Annotated in this window: 21 protein-coding genes; 4 read left to right on the forward strand and 17 right to left on the reverse strand. The window is 44.2% G+C overall.

All coding sequences use genetic code 11. From position 1 onward, the window contains the following. Positions 1 to 393 precede the first annotated feature (393 nt). From QTP81_RS11490 to QTP81_RS11560, 15 genes are all read right to left on the reverse strand, one after another. Positions 394 to 696, reverse strand: a complete 303-nt coding sequence (locus QTP81_RS11490) for a hypothetical protein (RefSeq protein WP_289365651.1) — start codon at positions 694 to 696, stop codon at positions 394 to 396. Positions 697 to 818: 122 nt separating this feature from the next. Then, positions 819 to 1037, reverse strand: coding sequence for a hypothetical protein (locus QTP81_RS11495; protein ID WP_289365653.1), 219 nt, complete (start codon positions 1035 to 1037; stop codon positions 819 to 821). Between the two features lie 327 nt (positions 1038 to 1364). Next, entirely contained in the window at positions 1365 to 1649 is a 285-nt protein-coding gene (locus QTP81_RS11500; protein ID WP_289365654.1) for a DUF7684 family protein, read from the reverse strand. Positions 1650 to 1761: 112 nt separating this feature from the next. Next, a complete protein-coding gene (locus QTP81_RS11505; protein ID WP_289365655.1) occupies positions 1762 to 2115 on the reverse strand; it encodes a hypothetical protein in 354 nt (117 codons plus the stop codon). A 540-nt stretch (positions 2116 to 2655) separates the two neighbouring features. Further along, positions 2656 to 3096 carry a hypothetical protein gene (locus QTP81_RS11510; protein ID WP_289365656.1) on the reverse strand — a complete coding sequence of 147 codons (441 nt, stop codon included), beginning with the start codon at positions 3094 to 3096 and terminating at the stop codon, positions 2656 to 2658. A 123-nt stretch (positions 3097 to 3219) separates the two neighbouring features. Beyond that, entirely contained in the window at positions 3220 to 3432 is a 213-nt protein-coding gene (locus QTP81_RS11515) for a hypothetical protein (RefSeq protein WP_289365657.1), read from the reverse strand. A gap of 844 nt (positions 3433 to 4276) precedes the next feature. Beyond that, positions 4277 to 4984, reverse strand: a complete 708-nt coding sequence (locus tag QTP81_RS11520) for a DUF6090 family protein (RefSeq protein ID WP_289365658.1) — start codon at positions 4982 to 4984, stop codon at positions 4277 to 4279. 196 nt (positions 4985 to 5180) lie between these two features. Continuing rightward, positions 5181 to 6353: a saccharopine dehydrogenase family protein gene (locus tag QTP81_RS11525; protein ID WP_289365659.1), complete on the reverse strand. Its 1173-nt coding sequence runs from the start codon at positions 6351 to 6353 to the stop codon at positions 5181 to 5183. Positions 6354 to 6518: 165 nt separating this feature from the next. Beyond that, positions 6519 to 6779 (reverse strand): DUF5062 family protein, encoded by a 261-nt coding sequence (locus QTP81_RS11530; RefSeq protein ID WP_289365660.1) that lies wholly within the window; start codon positions 6777 to 6779, stop codon positions 6519 to 6521. Positions 6780 to 6925: 146 nt separating this feature from the next. After that, entirely contained in the window at positions 6926 to 7555 is a 630-nt protein-coding gene (locus QTP81_RS11535; protein WP_289365661.1) for a hypothetical protein, read from the reverse strand. Continuing rightward, positions 7548 to 8048, reverse strand: a complete 501-nt coding sequence (locus QTP81_RS11540) for an RNA polymerase sigma factor (RefSeq protein WP_289365662.1) — start codon at positions 8046 to 8048, stop codon at positions 7548 to 7550. Before QTP81_RS11540 ends, QTP81_RS11535 begins: the two co-directional genes overlap by 8 nt. Positions 8049 to 8212: 164 nt before the next feature. Continuing rightward, positions 8213 to 9061, reverse strand: coding sequence for a putative RNA methyltransferase (locus QTP81_RS11545; RefSeq protein ID WP_289365663.1), 849 nt, complete (start codon positions 9059 to 9061; stop codon positions 8213 to 8215). A 138-nt stretch (positions 9062 to 9199) separates the two neighbouring features. Then, positions 9200 to 9379 carry a hypothetical protein gene (locus QTP81_RS11550; protein ID WP_289365664.1) on the reverse strand — a complete coding sequence of 60 codons (180 nt, stop codon included), beginning with the start codon at positions 9377 to 9379 and terminating at the stop codon, positions 9200 to 9202. A gap of 13 nt (positions 9380 to 9392) precedes the next feature. Next, positions 9393 to 9692: a hypothetical protein gene (locus QTP81_RS11555; RefSeq protein WP_289365665.1), complete on the reverse strand. Its 300-nt coding sequence runs from the start codon at positions 9690 to 9692 to the stop codon at positions 9393 to 9395. Positions 9693 to 9918: 226 nt separating this feature from the next. Further along, entirely contained in the window at positions 9919 to 10812 is an 894-nt protein-coding gene (locus QTP81_RS11560) for a hypothetical protein (protein ID WP_289365666.1), read from the reverse strand. A 63-nt stretch (positions 10813 to 10875) separates the two neighbouring features. On the opposite strand from QTP81_RS11560, the gene glnK reads away from it, so the two are divergent. From glnK to QTP81_RS11580, 4 genes are all read left to right on the forward strand, one after another. Then, positions 10876 to 11214 (forward strand): P-II family nitrogen regulator, encoded by a 339-nt coding sequence (gene glnK, locus QTP81_RS11565; RefSeq protein ID WP_289365667.1) that lies wholly within the window; start codon positions 10876 to 10878, stop codon positions 11212 to 11214. 32 nt (positions 11215 to 11246) lie between these two features. Then, complete coding sequence (locus QTP81_RS11570) at positions 11247 to 12539, forward strand: ammonium transporter family protein (protein ID WP_289365668.1); 1293 nt, start codon at positions 11247 to 11249, stop codon at positions 12537 to 12539. Positions 12540 to 12699: 160 nt separating this feature from the next. Beyond that, positions 12700 to 14391: a gamma-glutamyltransferase gene (gene ggt / locus QTP81_RS11575; RefSeq protein WP_434532981.1), complete on the forward strand. Its 1692-nt coding sequence runs from the start codon at positions 12700 to 12702 to the stop codon at positions 14389 to 14391. Between the two features lie 11 nt (positions 14392 to 14402). Continuing rightward, positions 14403 to 15320 (forward strand): Dyp-type peroxidase, encoded by a 918-nt coding sequence (locus tag QTP81_RS11580; RefSeq protein ID WP_289365669.1) that lies wholly within the window; start codon positions 14403 to 14405, stop codon positions 15318 to 15320. On the opposite strand, the gene QTP81_RS11585 is transcribed toward QTP81_RS11580, so the two are convergent. Next, positions 15310 to 16401 carry an adenylate/guanylate cyclase domain-containing protein gene (locus tag QTP81_RS11585; RefSeq protein WP_289365670.1) on the reverse strand — a complete coding sequence of 364 codons (1092 nt, stop codon included), beginning with the start codon at positions 16399 to 16401 and terminating at the stop codon, positions 15310 to 15312. The genes QTP81_RS11580 and QTP81_RS11585 overlap by 11 nt on opposite strands. 21 nt (positions 16402 to 16422) lie before the next feature. After that, positions 16423 to 17721, reverse strand: a complete 1299-nt coding sequence (hemL, locus tag QTP81_RS11590) for a glutamate-1-semialdehyde 2,1-aminomutase (protein ID WP_289365671.1) — start codon at positions 17719 to 17721, stop codon at positions 16423 to 16425. Positions 17722 to 17724 lie beyond the last annotated feature (3 nt).

Below are 17724 nucleotides of genomic sequence, written 5' to 3' on the forward strand. Positions count from 1 at the left end.
GACATGACACCGATTGAGTATAGAAATGCCGCCTAGATATTCTACGAAGTAACTGTGTTAGATATGGGGTATTTACACTACTTTGTTAGTGAAATCAGGTTCAACACTCAACGAAAACCATGTTACAAATACGAAAAGAGGATAAAGGAATAAAGAAAGTGGATTCATTTGAAGAGTCATAAACCCGTTATGAATTGAAAAAACAGTACTTCCTGTAAACAAATGAAACCCTATGCCTACAAACACGAAAAAACGAAAAAATTGCAACTTCCTCATATATGCCTAACACCCCGATAAGGGGCAATTGCTTGCATGCGAGAATATCGGATCCGCATGCGAGTAATTGTCCCAGCGAGCGTAGTGAGTGAGCTTGATCGGTTTGTTATACGACATCTATAAATCAACCTCCTCTTCTACAGCTTCTGGATACCTGACTAATGCGAAACGGTTGTCTTTAGCATAGAGAAAAGCGTCTTTAACTACACCATCTTTCATATCCGCTTCATTAGAAACTAATTTGGTTTTGCGGATGTCGATCTGATTCCAACCTAGATCACCCATAAATATAGCTACGTCTTCGATAACATCACTTAGTACTTCATCCGCAGAAAACATCAGAAACGCATAACGCTTTCCATTTTCGAACACAGTCGAATCGTCTTCGGTGTATTCAGCGGTGCCGGTAAAAGCTAACACTTTTGACTATTCCTTTTGTCGTATAACACCCCGATAAGGGGCAATTGCTTGCATGCGAGAATATCAGATCCGCATGCGAGTAATTGTCCCAGCGAACGGAGTGAGTGAGCTTGATCGGTTTGTTAGGTGCCACGATAACTTCCATATGTCCCTACTGAATTTTTTAGCTGTTTCTCCAAAAGCGATTTAGCTTTGCGTTTATCGCTTGGACCAAACTTTTCAAGCTCTGGCATTAACTCTTTCAATGCCTCAAGTGAGTTCTTAGCAAAAGTATCAAAGTCCGATTGACTCTTACAAAGTCCGTTTAAAGGACCAACTTTAATTTTAGCTTTCTTACACACTTTGTGGAGCGATGTGGTTTGTTTCCGGCTCTAATTATCAGTATATTAAAAAATCTCTCTTGGCCAGTAACACTGACTTCAATTTTCAGGTGTTTTTTAGTGTACTCAATTGAGTCGTGCCACCTTTGATTTGACCGCTTAGTTTTATATCCGAATTCAAAAACAAGACAATCAAAGTAAGCTCCAATTTTGTCAAAGTAAAAACCATCAGCCATAACTAGTGGTACCTAACACCCCGATAAGGGGCAATTGCTTGCATGCGAAAATCGCGAAGCCGCATGCGAGGAATTGTCCCAGCGAGCGCAGAGAGTGAGCTTGATCGGTTTGTTATATGCCAACTACCTCTACCCCTGATTTTTCATTTAAGTTCATCATAGTCGCAAACTGTACAACCTCATCCAGTGACTCATTTGGATGACTTGTCGTAGTAACCCGTTTTGGGCTTGAGCCATCACCAATAGCTAATTCGTCAATTACATCCTCTATTTTTTCGCAGTCTTCACCGACCACGCAAAAGAGTTCATAACCTTGTTCCAGTAAACTCAAAATTAAATCATCCGTCTCCGAACTGTATTTATTCTTGGAAACTAAAACCACCTTCGAATGTTTCATGGCATATAACACCCCGATAAGGGGCAATTGCTTGCATGCGAGAATATCGGAGCCGCATGCGAGGAATTATCCCAGCGAGCGGAGTGAGCGAGCTTGATCGGTTTGTTAGGTGCTACCGCCATTGCCTCTCCAACATTTGAATCCTAGACTCTAGAACGTTACACATAGTATTTGCTGCAACCATTATCTCCCCATCACGCAGTGCAAATAATGCGGCAGACTCCTTGAGACCGGAATCATCAATTACATCTAGAGTTTGATATTGGTCTCCAATTTCCTGAACTCCAACTTTACAAGCTTCAAACGCGATTTCAAAATTACCTAGTTTTATTGCCCCTCTACCTTTTTCCAAATGTTCAGTAGGGGAATGCAGTGAATTTACAACGTATAGATAAATTAAAGTGCAACAAATGATTATGCTGGTGAAAGCTATGAACCAAACTTTTGAAACTTCCACAGCTTTCAAATTAGGCACCTAACACCCCGATAAGGGGCAATTGCTTGCGCGCGAGAATATCAGATCCGCGTGCGAGGAATTGTCCCAGCGAGCGTAGCGAGTGAGCTTGATCGGTTTGTTAGTACCCAATACCCAAAAACGACCTAAGAACACTATTCCACCCTATTCCTATTTTTAATTATCGTGCGATAACTAAAATACGTGAAAAACGGAGTTAACAGATAAATCGATAAGATTACATCAAAGGCAAAGAGTGGATAAATAATCTCAGCTTGTCCGACTGACCCACAAAACTCCCATTTAAGGATTGAAATGCATTCATAAACTGAAGTAGACCAAACATAAGCAGTCACACCAAATAAAGTGCTAATAATCAAAAGACTTCTCAGCATTTTCAAATACAATTTTTTGGATGGTTTTACTTTCAACTTCCCTGTTCCCCTTGGGTACTAACTCCCCGATAAGGGGCAATTGCTTGCGCGCGAGAATATCAGATCCGCGTGCGAGGAATTGTCCCAGCGAGCGGTGTGAGCGAGCTTGATCGGTTTGTTAGGTGCCATTTCCCCGAGCCTCTTTTAAAACAGCTAACTTATTACGGTAAACCCACATGATGAATGCAAGTAATAGCATAACAGGGCCTATGTAGAGACCACTCATTGTACTCTTACTCTTGTATCGAAGCGGGCCACCTAAATCTGAGTTAAAACAAACATTAGTGTATTGATAGCAGCTAATAGTTAAATTTGGCTCAAGCTCAACTAATGACTTTATTAGAACCTTAGCATTTAAAGCTTCATAAACGTATATCTCTGGGCCACTTCCTCTTGATCGCTTTTGTGCGTCTGAGTACACAAAATGGCTTACCTGATAAGTTTTTAAGTCATCCAAGATAGCTGCATTCAACTCATCACTTGCGATCCAATAACTTATTCCTAAAGAGACTAGGCCGAATAGAGCAATTGCCGAAATGGATTCTAAAACATCCTTCATATTTGACTTGGCACCTAACACCCCCATAAGGGGCAATTACCTGTAGGCTAAAATACGGAGCGAAGCGAAGGGAGCCTGCAGGTAAGTGTCCCAGCGCAGCGCGTTAATGGGCTTGTTATATGCCTACTCGCTGACCTCTTTCTTAGGCTCCATAAAGTTCATTATTCCGAGCAGGATCCAACCGCCAACCCAAGTGAAAAAGCCCAAGACAAAAGTGGCTAAACCAGCAATAAGTTTAGAACGTTTCTGTTTGTGAGCTAAGTATATAGCCAGTATCGCTGGGATCACTGCAAAGAATAAGGGAAGTAACATAACCATGTTTATATTAATATTCATAAACTACCTTGTTATTTGAAAAATCAAGAAAAGCTCCAAAAGCATAAAGAGTATTGACATGGGAATGTCCAGCTTTCGCAAACCTTTTACTCCTTTTTGAGCGCTCCAATCTTACCATATCACGGTATGAGGATGACCCAATATAGAACCATCCTCGATATACCCATTCGAAGCTACTACCAACTTTAGAAATAAAGTTTATCACCAATTTTCACTAGGCATATAACATCTTATTATGAAGACTTCACAGTAACACCGGGTAGGATTCATGCAACAAATCTCCATATTCGTATTTAATATCAGCAGCTTACAATAATTCACTCGTTAAAAAACACTGTTTTCTATGCGTGTTACTGAGAACCCTCAGTAATAACGGGCTCTGATTGCAAGCTATCATATGTAAATCAATGAGTTATCGTTTTAAGGCGCTGAAATTTGCGTGTTACTAAGACTTCTCATTAACTACACACCCAAATCTTACCCCATTTTCAGCAATAATGAGGCCTACAGCGCGATTTTAGCGTAAATTTATTGCGTATTACTGAGAATTCTCAGTAATTACACCCCCTAATTTGTACCAAAAACCATACGCTACGCGGGCTACAAGCCAATTATTCCTACTTTTTGTTGCGTGTTACTGTGAAGTCTTAGTAATTACGGATGGTCAAATTAGTCTGCTATTGGTCGAAAAGCTGACATTGACGATGGGATTTGGGTTGACTAATTCATCGCTTTAAATTTTTGCCTGATGGGTGGGTTTTCGAATGTCTGCAATACGTACAATCTAGACAGTCAGCATCAGTAGTGTCAATCAGTAAATAATGCAGCTACATGCGTTTTGATATCAGTTGGCAGTGTGCGTTAGTAGGTAGCTCTCAATTTTTTTATCTAGTGCCATGTATGCAGGTAAAAGGGTATTCCTTAAGAAGTCAGAATATCCTTGGCCATAAGCTTTTTGAGCCGCTAATCCACTTCTTAATTTCCCAAGCTCTAATTCTGATTTAATGAGGAGAGTCTCATTACTTCTATCGAAATATTGATGTCTTGTATCTCGAAGAATCGCATCGTGATAGGCATCACTGAGATAGGAGTAAACATCATTTCTATTATTTGAATAATCAAATAGTTTTGTAATATCACGGACTAGATCTTTATCTTGAAGATTCACAAGTTGACCATTTTCCAGCATCAGTTTGTAAACTGATTTATTGGGGAAAAACGTTGGGGTTTCAAGAATATCCAGCTTTTGATTGATTCGTGCCACGTTTTCAACATTTACTGGTGACTCTAGGAGGGCCTCTATCATTTGCTCCAAAGTGGATGACATAGCAGCTCTTTTAGTCAAGATAACTGACAGTTGCTCCATATCATCTTTTAGGTCTTGATGCAGAAACGTCAATGATTGATTGGCACTCTCTCTATCTGTTCGTTGTGCGTCCCACTGACCAATAACAACCGCTAAGTAAACGCCAATCAGAACCACGAATATATCGAGAATGAAAGCGCTCCAGTTCTGATCCCTTATGTGTTGGGCATAACGGCGTATAATCATGTATCGCAGCTCTCCTTATTAGCACTAAGAGGATAGCATCAGCGATTTTAAATAATCAATTTAATCTGCGAGTCGGCCTTTGCAACGCGCACAGCAAAGCGTCAGGTTTGATTGTATCGGAGTGTCATTGTTGGTTAGGCGGATACCCAAGTATCCATTTACTTGGGTATATATCGATAAATTGTACGGCTGAATACTATTCAACGATAAACGACATCCCTGCATTTTGCTCTAGTCGCTCGATTAGATTTTGTCCGAACGCCGATGCAGACGTCCAGATCCCACCTTTGGTGGGTAAGTCATCTTTAACCAGAGACACAGCAGATTCAGCGATCATTTTCGATGTACTTCCATAACCGGGATCCATAGTACCTTTTACCGATACTGTGACGGTGTTATCGTCTTCTTGAGCATGAAAAATCACATCAAAGAATCCGTTTTCACGCTCTTCTTTGCTTGGCCCTTCACCAGGTTTCGGCCCCTTGTCGCTACTCAAACTCTTATCTGAGGCAACGGCATTCGCAGTAGCTTCGCCTTTGTCACCAGGCCCAGTAAAGATCATTTCGTCATACACGAAGTCTTCGCCGTATGCGTGGCCGAGTAACATGTTAGTGCGATGAATATTACGCGTATTGATGGCGGCCATGATAAATGGCGCCGACCAACTGTTGAATTCAGCTTCAAAAATTGGCTTATCCCCGCGAGGTTGCTCGGCACCAGTGAATCCTGGGGTTAGTGAAAAAGGATTAAGCAACACTCCCATTACCGCAGGGTCCTGCTTCGCAGCTGCCATTGTCGCTTTTAAACTCGCGGCAGTGCCGCCCGAGAAAGTGCCTTTCATGCTGCGCACGCGACCTTTGACCTTGTTTACAGTATGCCCAAGTTTTTGCTTGGCTTGCTCTTGCAAGAAATACACGCCAAGATCAAAGGGGATCGAGTCAAAGCCGCAAGAAAATACAATGCGTGCGCCGGATGATTCGGCAGCTTTTTGATGCTTGCCAATCATTTGGTGCATCCATGCGGGTTCACCACACAAGTCAACATAGTCGGTACCGGTATTGGCACACATTTCAACGAGTTCGTTACCGTATAATTGATAGGGGCCGACGGTCGTCAACACCACTTTGGCAGATTCAACCATTGCCGCCAACGTCTCTAACTTTTCTGCGTCAGCAACGATTAACGGTGTGTCTGGAGCTGCGCCAACAGCGTCTCGAACGCTTTCTAGTTTGCTTAAACTACGGCCCGCCAAAGCCCAATTTAAATTATCTTTAGCGGGATATTGTTTGGCTAGATATTCAACGACCAGTTGACCAGTAAAACCGGTTGCACCATAAACCACTACGTCATATTTCTTTGTAATAGTCATATTTTTCGCTCACTTATCGCTAGGTAATTGCTCATAAGCTTAGCGCTAAAACTGATTAAAACAGAGTTTTATTGATGAACAGCGCACTATAGATAAGACTAACAGTGTAAACACAAATTAGACGGAAATTTAGGCGAACTTATGCCTTAACTGAGCGTTCAAGCCTCACTTCAACAACTCATGATCCGCTGGCAATTGCTTCATGATCCACATTACCAAGCGATGTTTGAGACTGGCCAAATCTTCTTTGTCTTCTGGCAGTGGTGTTAACAGCTTGTCATGGACCAATAATCGGTAAAGGCTTTCGACTTTATGCTTAGCTGAATCTGAATCGGAGAAAGGTTTATATCCGCGTTTTACCGCATAACGCTCTGCAACAACCATGGCTTTCTTTAGCAGTGCAGCCTCATTTTTAACTTTCTTCATTTAAATATTTGCCTTTAATTCATCAACGCATAGTGTGTAAAACCACTATAGCGGAATTGCTGGCTATGCGCAGGATTGTGTGACTTTTAATCCTACTCTGTAAGCTATTTCGCTTGCTACTTATACGTGCGTATAACTAAGTTTGCCTAACTTTTTAGTGTTTCCATTTCTGCAATTAAGGTCTTTAATTTTTGCATTTCGTTACCGTAGTAGAGTTTAACATCCGCTCTATAGATACGTTCTGCAGCAAATGCTAGCAGTATCGCAACAATGGCAATACCAATTAGAACAATAATGGGCACATTGAATATTGAAGCAAAAGGTAAAAATTCAGCAAAAAATTGCGCGGCTAAATGTGAATAACTAAGCCTGATTGCACAAACCAGGAATAGGCCTGGGTAGAGCCAACGATAAACATACACGTATTCCTGGATAGAGCGTTCCAGCCAAGCATCAAAAGCTTTTAGGTAGTCGAAACTACTCGCATCTTTGTTGATTTGTTTCAGCGCACGCAATTGTCTTTTACCAACCAAAACTAACCCAGTGAGCATCAGTCCAACAATGCCCCCTAAAATGGGAGCCCCCATGGCACTGAAAATTGCCAATATAACCACTGCGCCAATCAGCACACCGGTTTGATTTACTGCAAACATACGCTCGAATTTATCGACTAGGTTTTTTGACTTTTGGTTATACAAATCGTTTACCTTAGGCGCAATAAGTGCCATGTCATCGACAAAGCCCTCTTTCCACAATGCCTCAATTGATTTAGCCATTGTTGTTGTCTCCTGTGTTCATTAGTTTCGAAAGTCGCTGCTTTATGCGCACAATCCTCACGCCTACGTTATTAGCTGTGATCCCCATAATTTCCGCAATCGCCTGATTTGACTGTTCTTCGAGATACAGAAGAATGATGGCACGGTCGATTTCTGATAGATGATGAATTGCTCGATACAATGACTTCAACGAATCATCGGACAGTACCTTACTATCTTGGATCGTTTCTTCTGGGAGTGAATCGGACGCGAATTCCAGCGGCGCGTGCTGCTTTTTCTTTAAATAAGTAAGGCAGACATTGAGCGCGATTTTATATATCCAGGTAGTCCAAGCGCATTGCTTTTTGAATCGGCTATGGCTGCGCCATATTTGCAAGCACACTTCCTGATAATAGTCTTCAAAGTCTTCCTGACTATTGGTATATGCTCGGCAAACTTTGATGATAATACCGGCATAGGGCAATATCATGCTGTTGTAATAATCGCTACCCAATGTCTTCCTTTACCCTTTAAAAGTGATATTCATCTAATTAGTGGCAGGGTTTTGGAATTGTTACACTTGTAGCGAAAAAAAGTGAATAATATTCCTACTCTGGCGTTCTTGACGATTTACTCTCACTCAAGCCCAACATGTATCAGTAAACTGCAGGAGAATTATTACCCTTTCTGCCACACTTGAATCTTAAAATCAGCCGTCGCATGGTCAAGTTTGGCGAGTATATTGGCCTTTTTATCCTCGGATACGTGCCAATAGTAGGGCGTCATCATTAACAAGCTTTCCCTAATTTCAGCGTTATCCATAGTAATTCCAAATGTGACTTGATGTTCACCAAGGTATTCAAAACCCGTGGTATCGTATGTATTGGCCTGATGCTCAACCACTTCGTCATAGATCATCGCTTTGATCTCAGCCAAATGCTCAGCTGCTGGGTCAACGATTATCCATAATCCGCTCGGTTTAAGTATTCGCCGGATTTCGCTTGCGCTACTGGGTGCAAACACTTGTAGTACCGCATCTTGTTGATTGTCATTTAACGGTAACGCGAAGCTACTGCCCACGGCGAAATGATGCTCGCTACTTCTCTTCGCAGCTTTTTGAATGGCAGGTTTGGCAATGTCGATGCCGCTGGCAATAAGTGGACGTTTTTGACTTAAGAAATGCTGAGCAATGGTGCGCAGGTAGTAGCCCTCGCCACAACCGGCGTCAAATAATTTAAAATTTTCGTTCGCATTTAGGTACTGACTTTGGTTAAGCAGAGTCTCTGCAAGTTTAGCTGCCAGTGGCGCATAGGCTCCGCTGTCTAGAAATAAACGACGCGCGTTAACCATCGCTTTAGAGTCACCCGGGTTTTTACTCTTGCGGTGTTGAGCGAGAAGTAAATTGACATAGCCCTCTTTCGCACGATCGTACATATGCTGGTTTTCGCATTGCCAGATTTTGTCATTGAGGTGGAGCGGCAGTTGACACAATGGGCAAAGCCACTGGTGTTGTAATTCTTGATTCATTTTTGTCACTCAAACCGTCGGGCACAATAGCAACGTATTGGGTTTATACAACGTGTGATCTTGGATACTGGTTATTTAGACGCGTAGAGTAACTGAGATAGGCGGGAAGGAAAACATTTAACGCGAGTCGCGGTGCGATTAATGACTCGCGTTTTGAAAAACATTGGCACGTTGCCGAGCCGTTTTTTGTGGCACAATATTAGATACTTCTGATACCAATTTTTGAGTTTGTGTCCATGCGGTTATGCAAATTCCACCAACCAAAAAAGCTACAATTGGCACCAGAAGAACAATCAGTAAAGTCCATTCATTGATCATAAGTTAAACCTTCTTATTCAGCGCCGTTATTCTTCGGAGTAAGCGCTTCTTCAGCAGAAAGCATCTTAATTTGCACTTTTGCAACAAGCTGTGTAGACGTTTCACTGTCCAATGAATACTGGTAAGCGGTATTGCTAACTACTTCAAACGTTTGATTGGTGAGTTCCAATCGGGTTTCAGCCATATGAGTGTCAACCACCGCGTCTAAATAATGTGCTACGGGGTTTTGTTCAGGTGCCGCTTGAGCTGAAAGAGCTAGGCCGGACAGCAATGTTACAGTTGCGGCAGTTTTAATTAGTGACGAAGATTTCATTAGTCTGTTCCTTGTGTTTAATGGTTTATAAAACTGCACTTTGTTTGCTGCTTGGCAGTTGACTATTAAGTCGCTAACACTATTGCGATAGTTGTGCCAAACTTGAAAAAAATAATAAGCTATTGATATATATGGATATTTAAAATAAAAAAATATCAGGAGAGAACATTTAAATAATATTTTTAACCACTAATTAGCCTTTTTTACAACGGTGTGGTGAATTCTACTATTGCTCTTTATCTAAACGTTTTTGGATAAACTCATCAATGTCGGGTTTGTCGCGGCAGCGCAGTGTGCCACCGGCAAGTTGACTAATTATCCTCAGTACATTAGCTGCTGTATCGTCACAGGCAACCGTTTGGGTTTTGGGTCCTGGCTCCTCGGCAATTTCTGCCATGGTGGGTAAGTCTAAATCAGGTGAAGTGATGCTGCGTCTATATTCCTGGCTTGCGATTTCACCTTGTGATTGTATGTGCTGTTGATGGAGGCGATTAAAATAGCGCTCGGTCAGAGACATACTGCTTGAGCCAAATGAGCCTTGACTCTCTGATTCAACTTGATTTGCCGGCTCTGTTGATAATTCTTCAGTTGAAGAAAAGGGGGGCGTGTCTTGTTGAGTTGCATCTGGCAGCGGTTCTAGTGGCGTCTCAACTGTTTGTTCAAGTTCGCTCTCGAGGGCAACCTCTATTTTTTCTATTGGTTGGTTATCGGTCAGGTCTGGCGTAGTTTCTTCCACCTGAACAGGCAAGGGCGGATAAATAATGCGCGCTTTTATTGGCGCGGCTTTGTTTGGCGCTACTGCGGGGGTTGTAACTCCACCGCGACTTACTATCACTACAACCAGTGTGTGAATGACGAGCGAGACCACAACGAATACGAGAATGCCTCGGTTCGATGGTGGTCTGTATGGCGCTTTGTCAGGTGCAGAGATAGCAATCATGAAGCCTCTGAGCTTCCGCATATTTAAAAGTTCAAGTTTAATCCAGCTGTTTACATTTAAATCAAATGCACCATAGTGGTGCAATTTGGGGTCTGCGATCAAAAATGGTGCGCCAATCCCCATTATCCCTACCACTCGATATTGTAAGTGACTGAAATTAATACCAATAAAATTTGGCATAGGATTTGTGAGTGAAAGTCACCTAATTACAAAAAACACACAAAACTGCCGTGGGAGCAACCTATGAAACTAGTAACCGCCATCATAAAGCCGTTTAAGCTTGATGATGTACGAGAGGCAATCTCGGAAATTGGTATCGATGGATTAACCGTCACAGAAGTTAAAGGCTTTGGCCGTCAAAAAGGTCATACCGAACTTTATCGTGGTGCTGAATATCAAGTCGATTTCCTACCTAAAGTAAAACTCGAAATCGCTGTGTTGGACGACCAAGTCGAACGCTTAGTAGAAGCCATCGTAGGCGCAGCCAAAACCGGCAAAATCGGTGACGGCAAAGTATTTGTTTACGACTTAAATCAAGCTGTGCGGATCCGTACCGGTGAAGCTGATAACGAAGCGTTGTAACGCCAGAATTTAGATTTGCGGAGAACATTATAATGGAAATCACATTTGAACTTGGGTATGCGTTAGATACCTTTTACTTCCTGATTTGCGGTGCACTGGTTATGTGGATGGCCGCGGGTTTTGCTATGCTTGAAGCAGGCTTAGTTCGAACTAAAAACACCACTGAAATTTTAACTAAGAACGTCGCGTTGTATTCAATCGCTTGTATCATGTACATGGTGTGTGGTTATGCAATCATGTACGGTGGCGATACTTTCCTTTCTGGTATCGTAGGTGACGGTGCTACAGGCGAAGCTGATCCAGCGACTTATGCTCCTTCTGCTGACTTCTTCTTCCAGGTCGTTTTCGTAGCGACTGCTATGTCAATAGTATCGGGCGCGGTTGCAGAGCGTATGAAACTTTGGGCTTTCCTATTATTTGCCGTTGTTATGACCGGTTTTATCTACCCAATGGAAGGTGCGTGGACATGGGGTAACGGTGTTGCTGGTAGTATGGGCGAGTGCGGTGTATTCGGTTTGTACTCATTAGGCGGTATCGAAGAAGGCGCTTGTGCAGACATTACTGCATTCAATTGGAGTGACTTTGCAGGTTCAGGTATCGTGCATATGTCTGGTGCTGCTGCGGCTCTTGCGGGCGTTTTAGTACTAGGTGCTCGTAAGGGTAAATATGGTGCTGACGGCAGCGTTAAAGCGATCCCAGGTGCAAACTTACCACTAGCAACGTTAGGTACTTTTATCCTATGGATGGGTTGGTTCGGCTTTAACGGTGGTTCAGTCCTTGCGACTGCATCAGTTGAAAGTGCCAATAGCGTAGCTGTTGTATTTATGAACACTAACATGGCTGCTGCCGGTGGTCTGGTTGCTGCGCTTATCTTAGCTCGCCTATTATTCGGTAAAGCTGACCTAACAATGGCACTTAACGGCGCACTGGCAGGTCTTGTTGCAATTACAGCAGAGCCTTCAACGCCAACTGCTCTGCAAGCGACATTATTTGGTGCACTGGGTGGTCTATTGGTTGTTGGTAGTATCGTAGCCCTTGATAAGCTCAAGATTGACGATCCAGTAGGTGCAATCTCAGTGCACGGTGTTGTTGGTTTACTAGGTCTTCTATTAGTACCTGTTACAAACGATGGTGCAGATTTCATTGGTCAAATCGTTGGTGCACTAACAATCTTTACTTGGGTATTCGTAACTAGCTTTATTGTGTGGATGGCAATTAAAGCAGTGATCGGCGTTCGAGTTTCTGAAGAAGAAGAGTTCGAAGGTGTTGATCTTAGCGAGTGTGGCTTAGAAGCCTACCCAGAATTCACTAGTGGTCGCAGCTAAGACCGACTAGAGACATTCCTGACAGGCTAACGCGCTAAATATAATAATAAGGCCTGCTTACCATACTTTAGCCCCGCTCTGCGGGGCTTTTTTGTATCAGTAGCAAATAGTGGTATTACTCAGTATATTAATAGCTTAGGCAATTACAGGAGAATGAGTGATGCGCAAGCCAGCCGTGTTATTGAGTGCTTTATTAATGGCCGTTAGTGGTGCAGTGAGTGCTTACGATAGAATAACTGGCGAGCCTTTTGCGACCCGCTCTGAAGTGATCGCCACTAATGCTATGGCGGCAACCAGCCAACCGCTTGCTACCCAGGTGGCACTGCAAGTTATGCGCGAAGGGGGCAACGCCATAGATGCAGCTATCGCGGCAAATGCAGTGTTGGGTTTAGTGGAGCCAACGGGCTGCGGCATCGGTGGTGACTTATTTGCCATTGTTTGGGATGCAGAAACACAGCAGCTTTATGGGCTAAATGCCTCTGGCCGGTCTCCTGGAGGCCTAACCAAAGAGTACTTCGTCGAGCAAGGCCTAGAGCAGATTCCTAAATTTGGCCCTTTGCCCGTTTCAGTGCCAGGCGCTGTTGACGGCTGGTTTATGCTGCATGAGCGTTTTGGCTCAGCCCCAATGACTGCAATTTTGGCTCCAGCGATTACTTATGCTAAAGAAGGCTTTCCGGTAACTGAACTCATTGCGTATTACTTTGAATTAAACAAACAGCGTATTGGTCATTACCCAGGTTTTGCTGAGACTTTCATGCCAAATGGTGATGTACCTAAGAAAGGTGAGATTTTTACGAACCCACACCTTGCTGCAACCTATGAAAAAATTTCGACGGGTGGTCGAGATGCGTTTTATAAAGGCGATATTGCTCGAAGTATAGCCGCGTATATGAAAGAACAAGGCGGATTTTTAAGCTATGAAGATTTAGCTTCACATACCTCCAACTGGGTAGCGCCAGTATCGAGTAACTATCGCGGGTATGACGTTTGGGAGCTGCCGCCCAATGGTCAAGGCATTGCTGCACTGCAGATATTAAATGTCCTAGAGCAATATGACATCACGGGTATGGGCTATGGCTCTGCCGACTACATTCATACGTTTGTAGAAGCGAAAAAACTAGCCTTTGAAGATCGCGCGAAGTTCTACGCTGACCCCAACTTCTCGCAAATTCCGGTTGATTGGCTTATTTCTAAAGAATATGCAGAGCAACGCAATCAATTAATAAATCCGAACAAGGCGGCTAAGCGCTACGATGCGGGTCGTTATGACGGTGATACTATTTACCTAACGGTCGCCGATAGCGCTGGCAATATGGTGTCACTCATTCAAAGTAATTACCGCGGCATGGGCTCAGGTATGACTCCACCAGACTTGGGCTTCGTGCTGCAAAACCGTGGTGAGATGTTTACCATGGAAGAAGGGCATGCCAATGAATATGCGCCGAATAAGCGACCGTTTCATACCATTATTCCAGCGTTTGTAACGCGCAAAGGTAAGCCTTTTATGAGCTTTGGTGTAATGGGGGGCGGTACACAACCACAAATGCACGCGCAAATTATTGTCAATATGATCGATTTCGGCATGAATTTACAAGAGGCGGGTGATGCGCCGCGTATTTTACACAGTGGTTCAAGTGAGCCTACTGGCGAAGTGATGGAAGACGGTGGTTATATCAGCCTTGAATCGGGTTTTAGTCCGGTTGTTCGCCGTGAATTGATGGAAAAAGGTCATACACTGCGTGATGTTGTCGGTGCCTTTGGCGGTTATCAAGCGATCATGTACGATGCTAAAACAGGCGTATATTATGGTGCGTCCGAGTCGCGCAAAGATGGTCAAGCAGCTGGTTATTAATTGGAACTCTAATGACGCAACCACAGAAAGGCATATGTGCTGAACCCAATTTACATGCTCAATACTTGATGCTCAATGTGGTTGATGAAGACACTCATGCCATTCGCGCTAAATTGGCGCGTACCCTTGAGTTGTTTGACCATTACGATAACGAACACTATGAGGCTATGGTAACGGGAGTGGTCGCTATCGGCGTGCAGTATTGGCCTGAAGTCTACCCAGAAGGTTATCCGCAAGAGCTACGACCTTTTCCCGACATGCAAAGCGAAGACCGCTGTGCACCTGCTACTCCCTGTGACTTGTTTATACAAATCCGCGCAGATCGTCAGGACATTTGCTTTGCTTTAGGTCTCGAGATCATGGAGTTGTTTCGCCTACATTGCGAGTTAGTCGAGCATCTGCATGCGTTTCGGTATCTCGACGGCCGAGACCTCACGGGTTACCTGATTGCGCCGAATAATCCACGTGGTATGCACAAACAAGAAATTGCCGTAGTCGGCGACCAAGATCCCGATTTTGCTGGCGGCAGTTACATTCACATTCAGCGCTATCGCCATGACTTTAGACGATGGCAAATGTTGACAGAGCGGCAGCAAGAACAAGTGATGGGGGTGACACGTGAACACCACATGGCAAGCCCAGAGGCTAACGCGAGTTCTCACTTTATTCGCATGAGTGCCGCTGATGCTGATGGCAATAATGTACCGCTACTAAATCAATCAATGCCCTACGGCGATATGCACGAGCAGGGGGTGTTTTTCGTCAGCTATGCGAGCTCGAGTAATGCATTTAAAACGCTACTGCACAGCCGTATTGTGGGGGATGAAAACGATGACTATGACCGACTACTCGATTTTACTGTTGCAGAGACCGGTGCAGCCTTTTTCGCACCTTCAATTACCTTTATTCGCACGCAAGCTATGTTGTAAGTGCACCGTCCCAATCACCCGGTAACTCAAGCGTTTTATAGCGGTGACAAACTTCAATATGATGCAGGATTAATGGGTCTGCGGATGAGGTGGCTAGCGCTTGTTGTAGCGACGCAAGTGCGTCGTCAAAGCGTTTTTCTATTCGGGCATCAACCGCTTGTTCAATCAGCTTAGCGACACTGAGTTTACGGGCTTTGAGGTCTTCAGGTAAGTGGGTAATGACTTCGTAAATTTTCAGCGGTGTTGAGCGCCCCTTAACTTTCACCCAATCAAGTAAACGCGCTTGCACCGAGTCACACTTCGCGGTAGCTAAAAGCTGTTCACTGACGACAATATCGGCGTTATAATAGGGCGCTAGCGCTTCCAAGCGATTGGCAATATTGACACTATCGCCGATTACTGTGGTGTCCATGCGGTCGTCGGAACCAACCGTGCCAATGATCACTGCGCCGAAGTGAATACCTATCCCTATTTCAATCGGATCATAGCCTGAATTTGCGCGGTGCTGGTTATACATACGTAAGGCATGATGCAAGTCAATAGCCGCATTCAGCGCATCGTGGGCTTTATCTTTACCCGAACCGTCAGGATGGTCGAATAACGCCATGATGGCATCACCAATGAACTTATCGATAAAGCCACCATTTTGGTGAATAGGATCGTTCATACGCAAGAAGTAAGAATTGAGAAATTTCATCAACTCTTGTGGCTTCATACGTTCAGACAAACCCGTAAAACCGCGGATGTCACAGAACAAGATAGCCACGTCGTCTTCGTCGGCCCGTCCTAGCTCGAGGTTACTTGAACCGTGCTTAGCAAAGTGATCGACAAACTGCCGAGGCACAAATTTTTGAAACGTTTGGGTCAGTCGCAAGGCTTCGTCCGCTTTCTCCTGAAAACGTGTTTGAGCATCTTGGCTACTTTCGGCACTGAGTTGCAACATAGAAGCATCTGAGCGCTGGTCCGACGGCAGATTGTCAGTGTCTTGTTGCCTCGCCATTTGTTGCCGACGCAATAGGAGTGCAGTGATGATGACACTGTATGTGCACAAACCTATAATCAGCCAATCGGTTACGCCCATTACTTCTACACACCTCTACGTTTATGCGATGTTAGCTGCCACGACTTTGGCAAAGGCGCGATCAGCTGCTGCTAGCGTTGTGGCAATAATTTGCTCGTCATGCGCTTTGGATACAAAGCCCGCTTCGTATGATGCTGGCGCTAAGTATACGCCTTCATCTAACATAGCATGATAAAACACATTGAACTGAGCAGTATTACAGTTTATTGCTTGTTGGTAGTTAGTGACCTTCTCAACATCGGTAAAGAATATGCCAAACATACTGCCAGCTACGTTATACGTCATGGGAATGCCGTGTTTATGTGCTAACTCAGTCATGCCTTTTGCCAATCTTTCTGTGTTACTAAAGATACTGTCATACAGGCTCGGGTCGCTCAATTGGGTCAAAGCTGCTAGACCAGCGGCCATAGCAACAGGGTTGCCTGATAATGTACCCGCTTGATAGATCGGTCCAGTTGGCGCTATATGTTCGAGGATTTTGCGTTTACCGCCAAATGCGCCAACGGGCATACCACCGCCAATTACTTTACCTAAACAAGTAAGGTCAGGCTCGACGTTGTAACGAGCTTGTGCTCCGCCTTGGGCAACGCGAAACCCGGTCATGACTTCATCGAAAATCAATACTGCGCCGTATTCATCACAAATTGCGCGCAAGCCTTCTAAGAATCCCTCTACCGGTGGTATGCAGTTCATATTCCCAGCCACTGGCTCAACAATAATACAGGCGATATCATCACCGTGCTCAACAAATGCCTCTCGCACACTGTCTAGATTGTTATATTCAACGGTGAGGGTGTGTTTGGCAAAATCTTCTGGGACACCGGGAGAGCTCGGTACGCCAAGCGTTAATGCACCACTGCCGGCTTTTACCAATAAAGCATCGGCATGGCCGTGATAACAACCTTCAAATTTGAGCGTCTTATTGCGGTTGGTATAGCCTCGCGCCAGGCGAATAGCCGACATGGTCGCTTCGGTACCAGAGTTGACCATGCGTACCATTTCCATAGACGGTACGAGTTGGCTGACAAGCTCAGCCATAATGATCTCAGCTTCCGTTGGTGCGCCATAACTCAAACCGTTCTGCGCTGCGGCCACAACAGCCTCACGGATTGCAGCGTTATTATGACCTAATACCATAGGGCCCCAAGACTGGATGTAGTCGATGTATTGCTTGCCGTCGGCGTCATACATATAGGGACCATCCGCTTTACTAATAAAACGCGGCGTTCCACCTACGGCTTTAAACGCCCGAACCGGAGAATTAACACCACCGGGAATGGTTTTTTGTGCACGGGCAAATAGGGCTTCAGATTTTGACATTCA

Source organism: Neoalteromonas arenosi, assembly GCF_030362855.1.
In the GTDB taxonomy this organism is placed as follows: Bacteria; Pseudomonadota; Gammaproteobacteria; order Enterobacterales; family Alteromonadaceae; genus Alteromonas_E; species Alteromonas_E arenosi.

Excerpts from the sequence above, each read along its gene's own strand:
- QTP81_RS11500 (WP_289365654.1), bottom strand. The coding sequence starts at position 1,649 with ATGAAACATTCGAAGGTGGTTTTAGTTTCCAAGAATAAATACAGTTCG.
- QTP81_RS11510 (WP_289365656.1), bottom strand. The coding sequence starts at position 3,096 with ATGAAGGATGTTTTAGAATCCATTTCGGCAATTGCTCTATTCGGCCTA.
- QTP81_RS11515 (WP_289365657.1), bottom strand. The coding sequence starts at position 3,432 with ATGAATATTAATATAAACATGGTTATGTTACTTCCCTTATTCTTTGCA.
- QTP81_RS11520 (WP_289365658.1), bottom strand. The coding sequence starts at position 4,984 with ATGATTATACGCCGTTATGCCCAACACATAAGGGATCAGAACTGGAGC.
- QTP81_RS11525 (WP_289365659.1), bottom strand. The coding sequence starts at position 6,353 with ATGACTATTACAAAGAAATATGACGTAGTGGTTTATGGTGCAACCGGT.
- QTP81_RS11530 (WP_289365660.1), bottom strand. The coding sequence starts at position 6,779 with ATGAAGAAAGTTAAAAATGAGGCTGCACTGCTAAAGAAAGCCATGGTT.
- QTP81_RS11535 (WP_289365661.1), bottom strand. The coding sequence starts at position 7,555 with ATGGCTAAATCAATTGAGGCATTGTGGAAAGAGGGCTTTGTCGATGAC.
- QTP81_RS11545 (WP_289365663.1), bottom strand. The coding sequence starts at position 9,061 with ATGAATCAAGAATTACAACACCAGTGGCTTTGCCCATTGTGTCAACTG.
- QTP81_RS11550 (WP_289365664.1), bottom strand. The coding sequence starts at position 9,379 with ATGATCAATGAATGGACTTTACTGATTGTTCTTCTGGTGCCAATTGTA.
- QTP81_RS11555 (WP_289365665.1), bottom strand. The coding sequence starts at position 9,692 with ATGAAATCTTCGTCACTAATTAAAACTGCCGCAACTGTAACATTGCTG.
- QTP81_RS11560 (WP_289365666.1), bottom strand. The coding sequence starts at position 10,812 with ATGCCAAATTTTATTGGTATTAATTTCAGTCACTTACAATATCGAGTG.
- glnK (WP_289365667.1), top strand. The coding sequence starts at position 10,876 with ATGAAACTAGTAACCGCCATCATAAAGCCGTTTAAGCTTGATGATGTA.
- QTP81_RS11570 (WP_289365668.1), top strand. The coding sequence starts at position 11,247 with ATGGAAATCACATTTGAACTTGGGTATGCGTTAGATACCTTTTACTTC.
- ggt (WP_434532981.1), top strand. The coding sequence starts at position 12,700 with ATGCGCAAGCCAGCCGTGTTATTGAGTGCTTTATTAATGGCCGTTAGT.
- QTP81_RS11580 (WP_289365669.1), top strand. The coding sequence starts at position 14,403 with ATGACGCAACCACAGAAAGGCATATGTGCTGAACCCAATTTACATGCT.
- QTP81_RS11585 (WP_289365670.1), bottom strand. The coding sequence starts at position 16,401 with ATGGGCGTAACCGATTGGCTGATTATAGGTTTGTGCACATACAGTGTC.
- hemL (WP_289365671.1), bottom strand. The coding sequence starts at position 17,721 with ATGTCAAAATCTGAAGCCCTATTTGCCCGTGCACAAAAAACCATTCCC.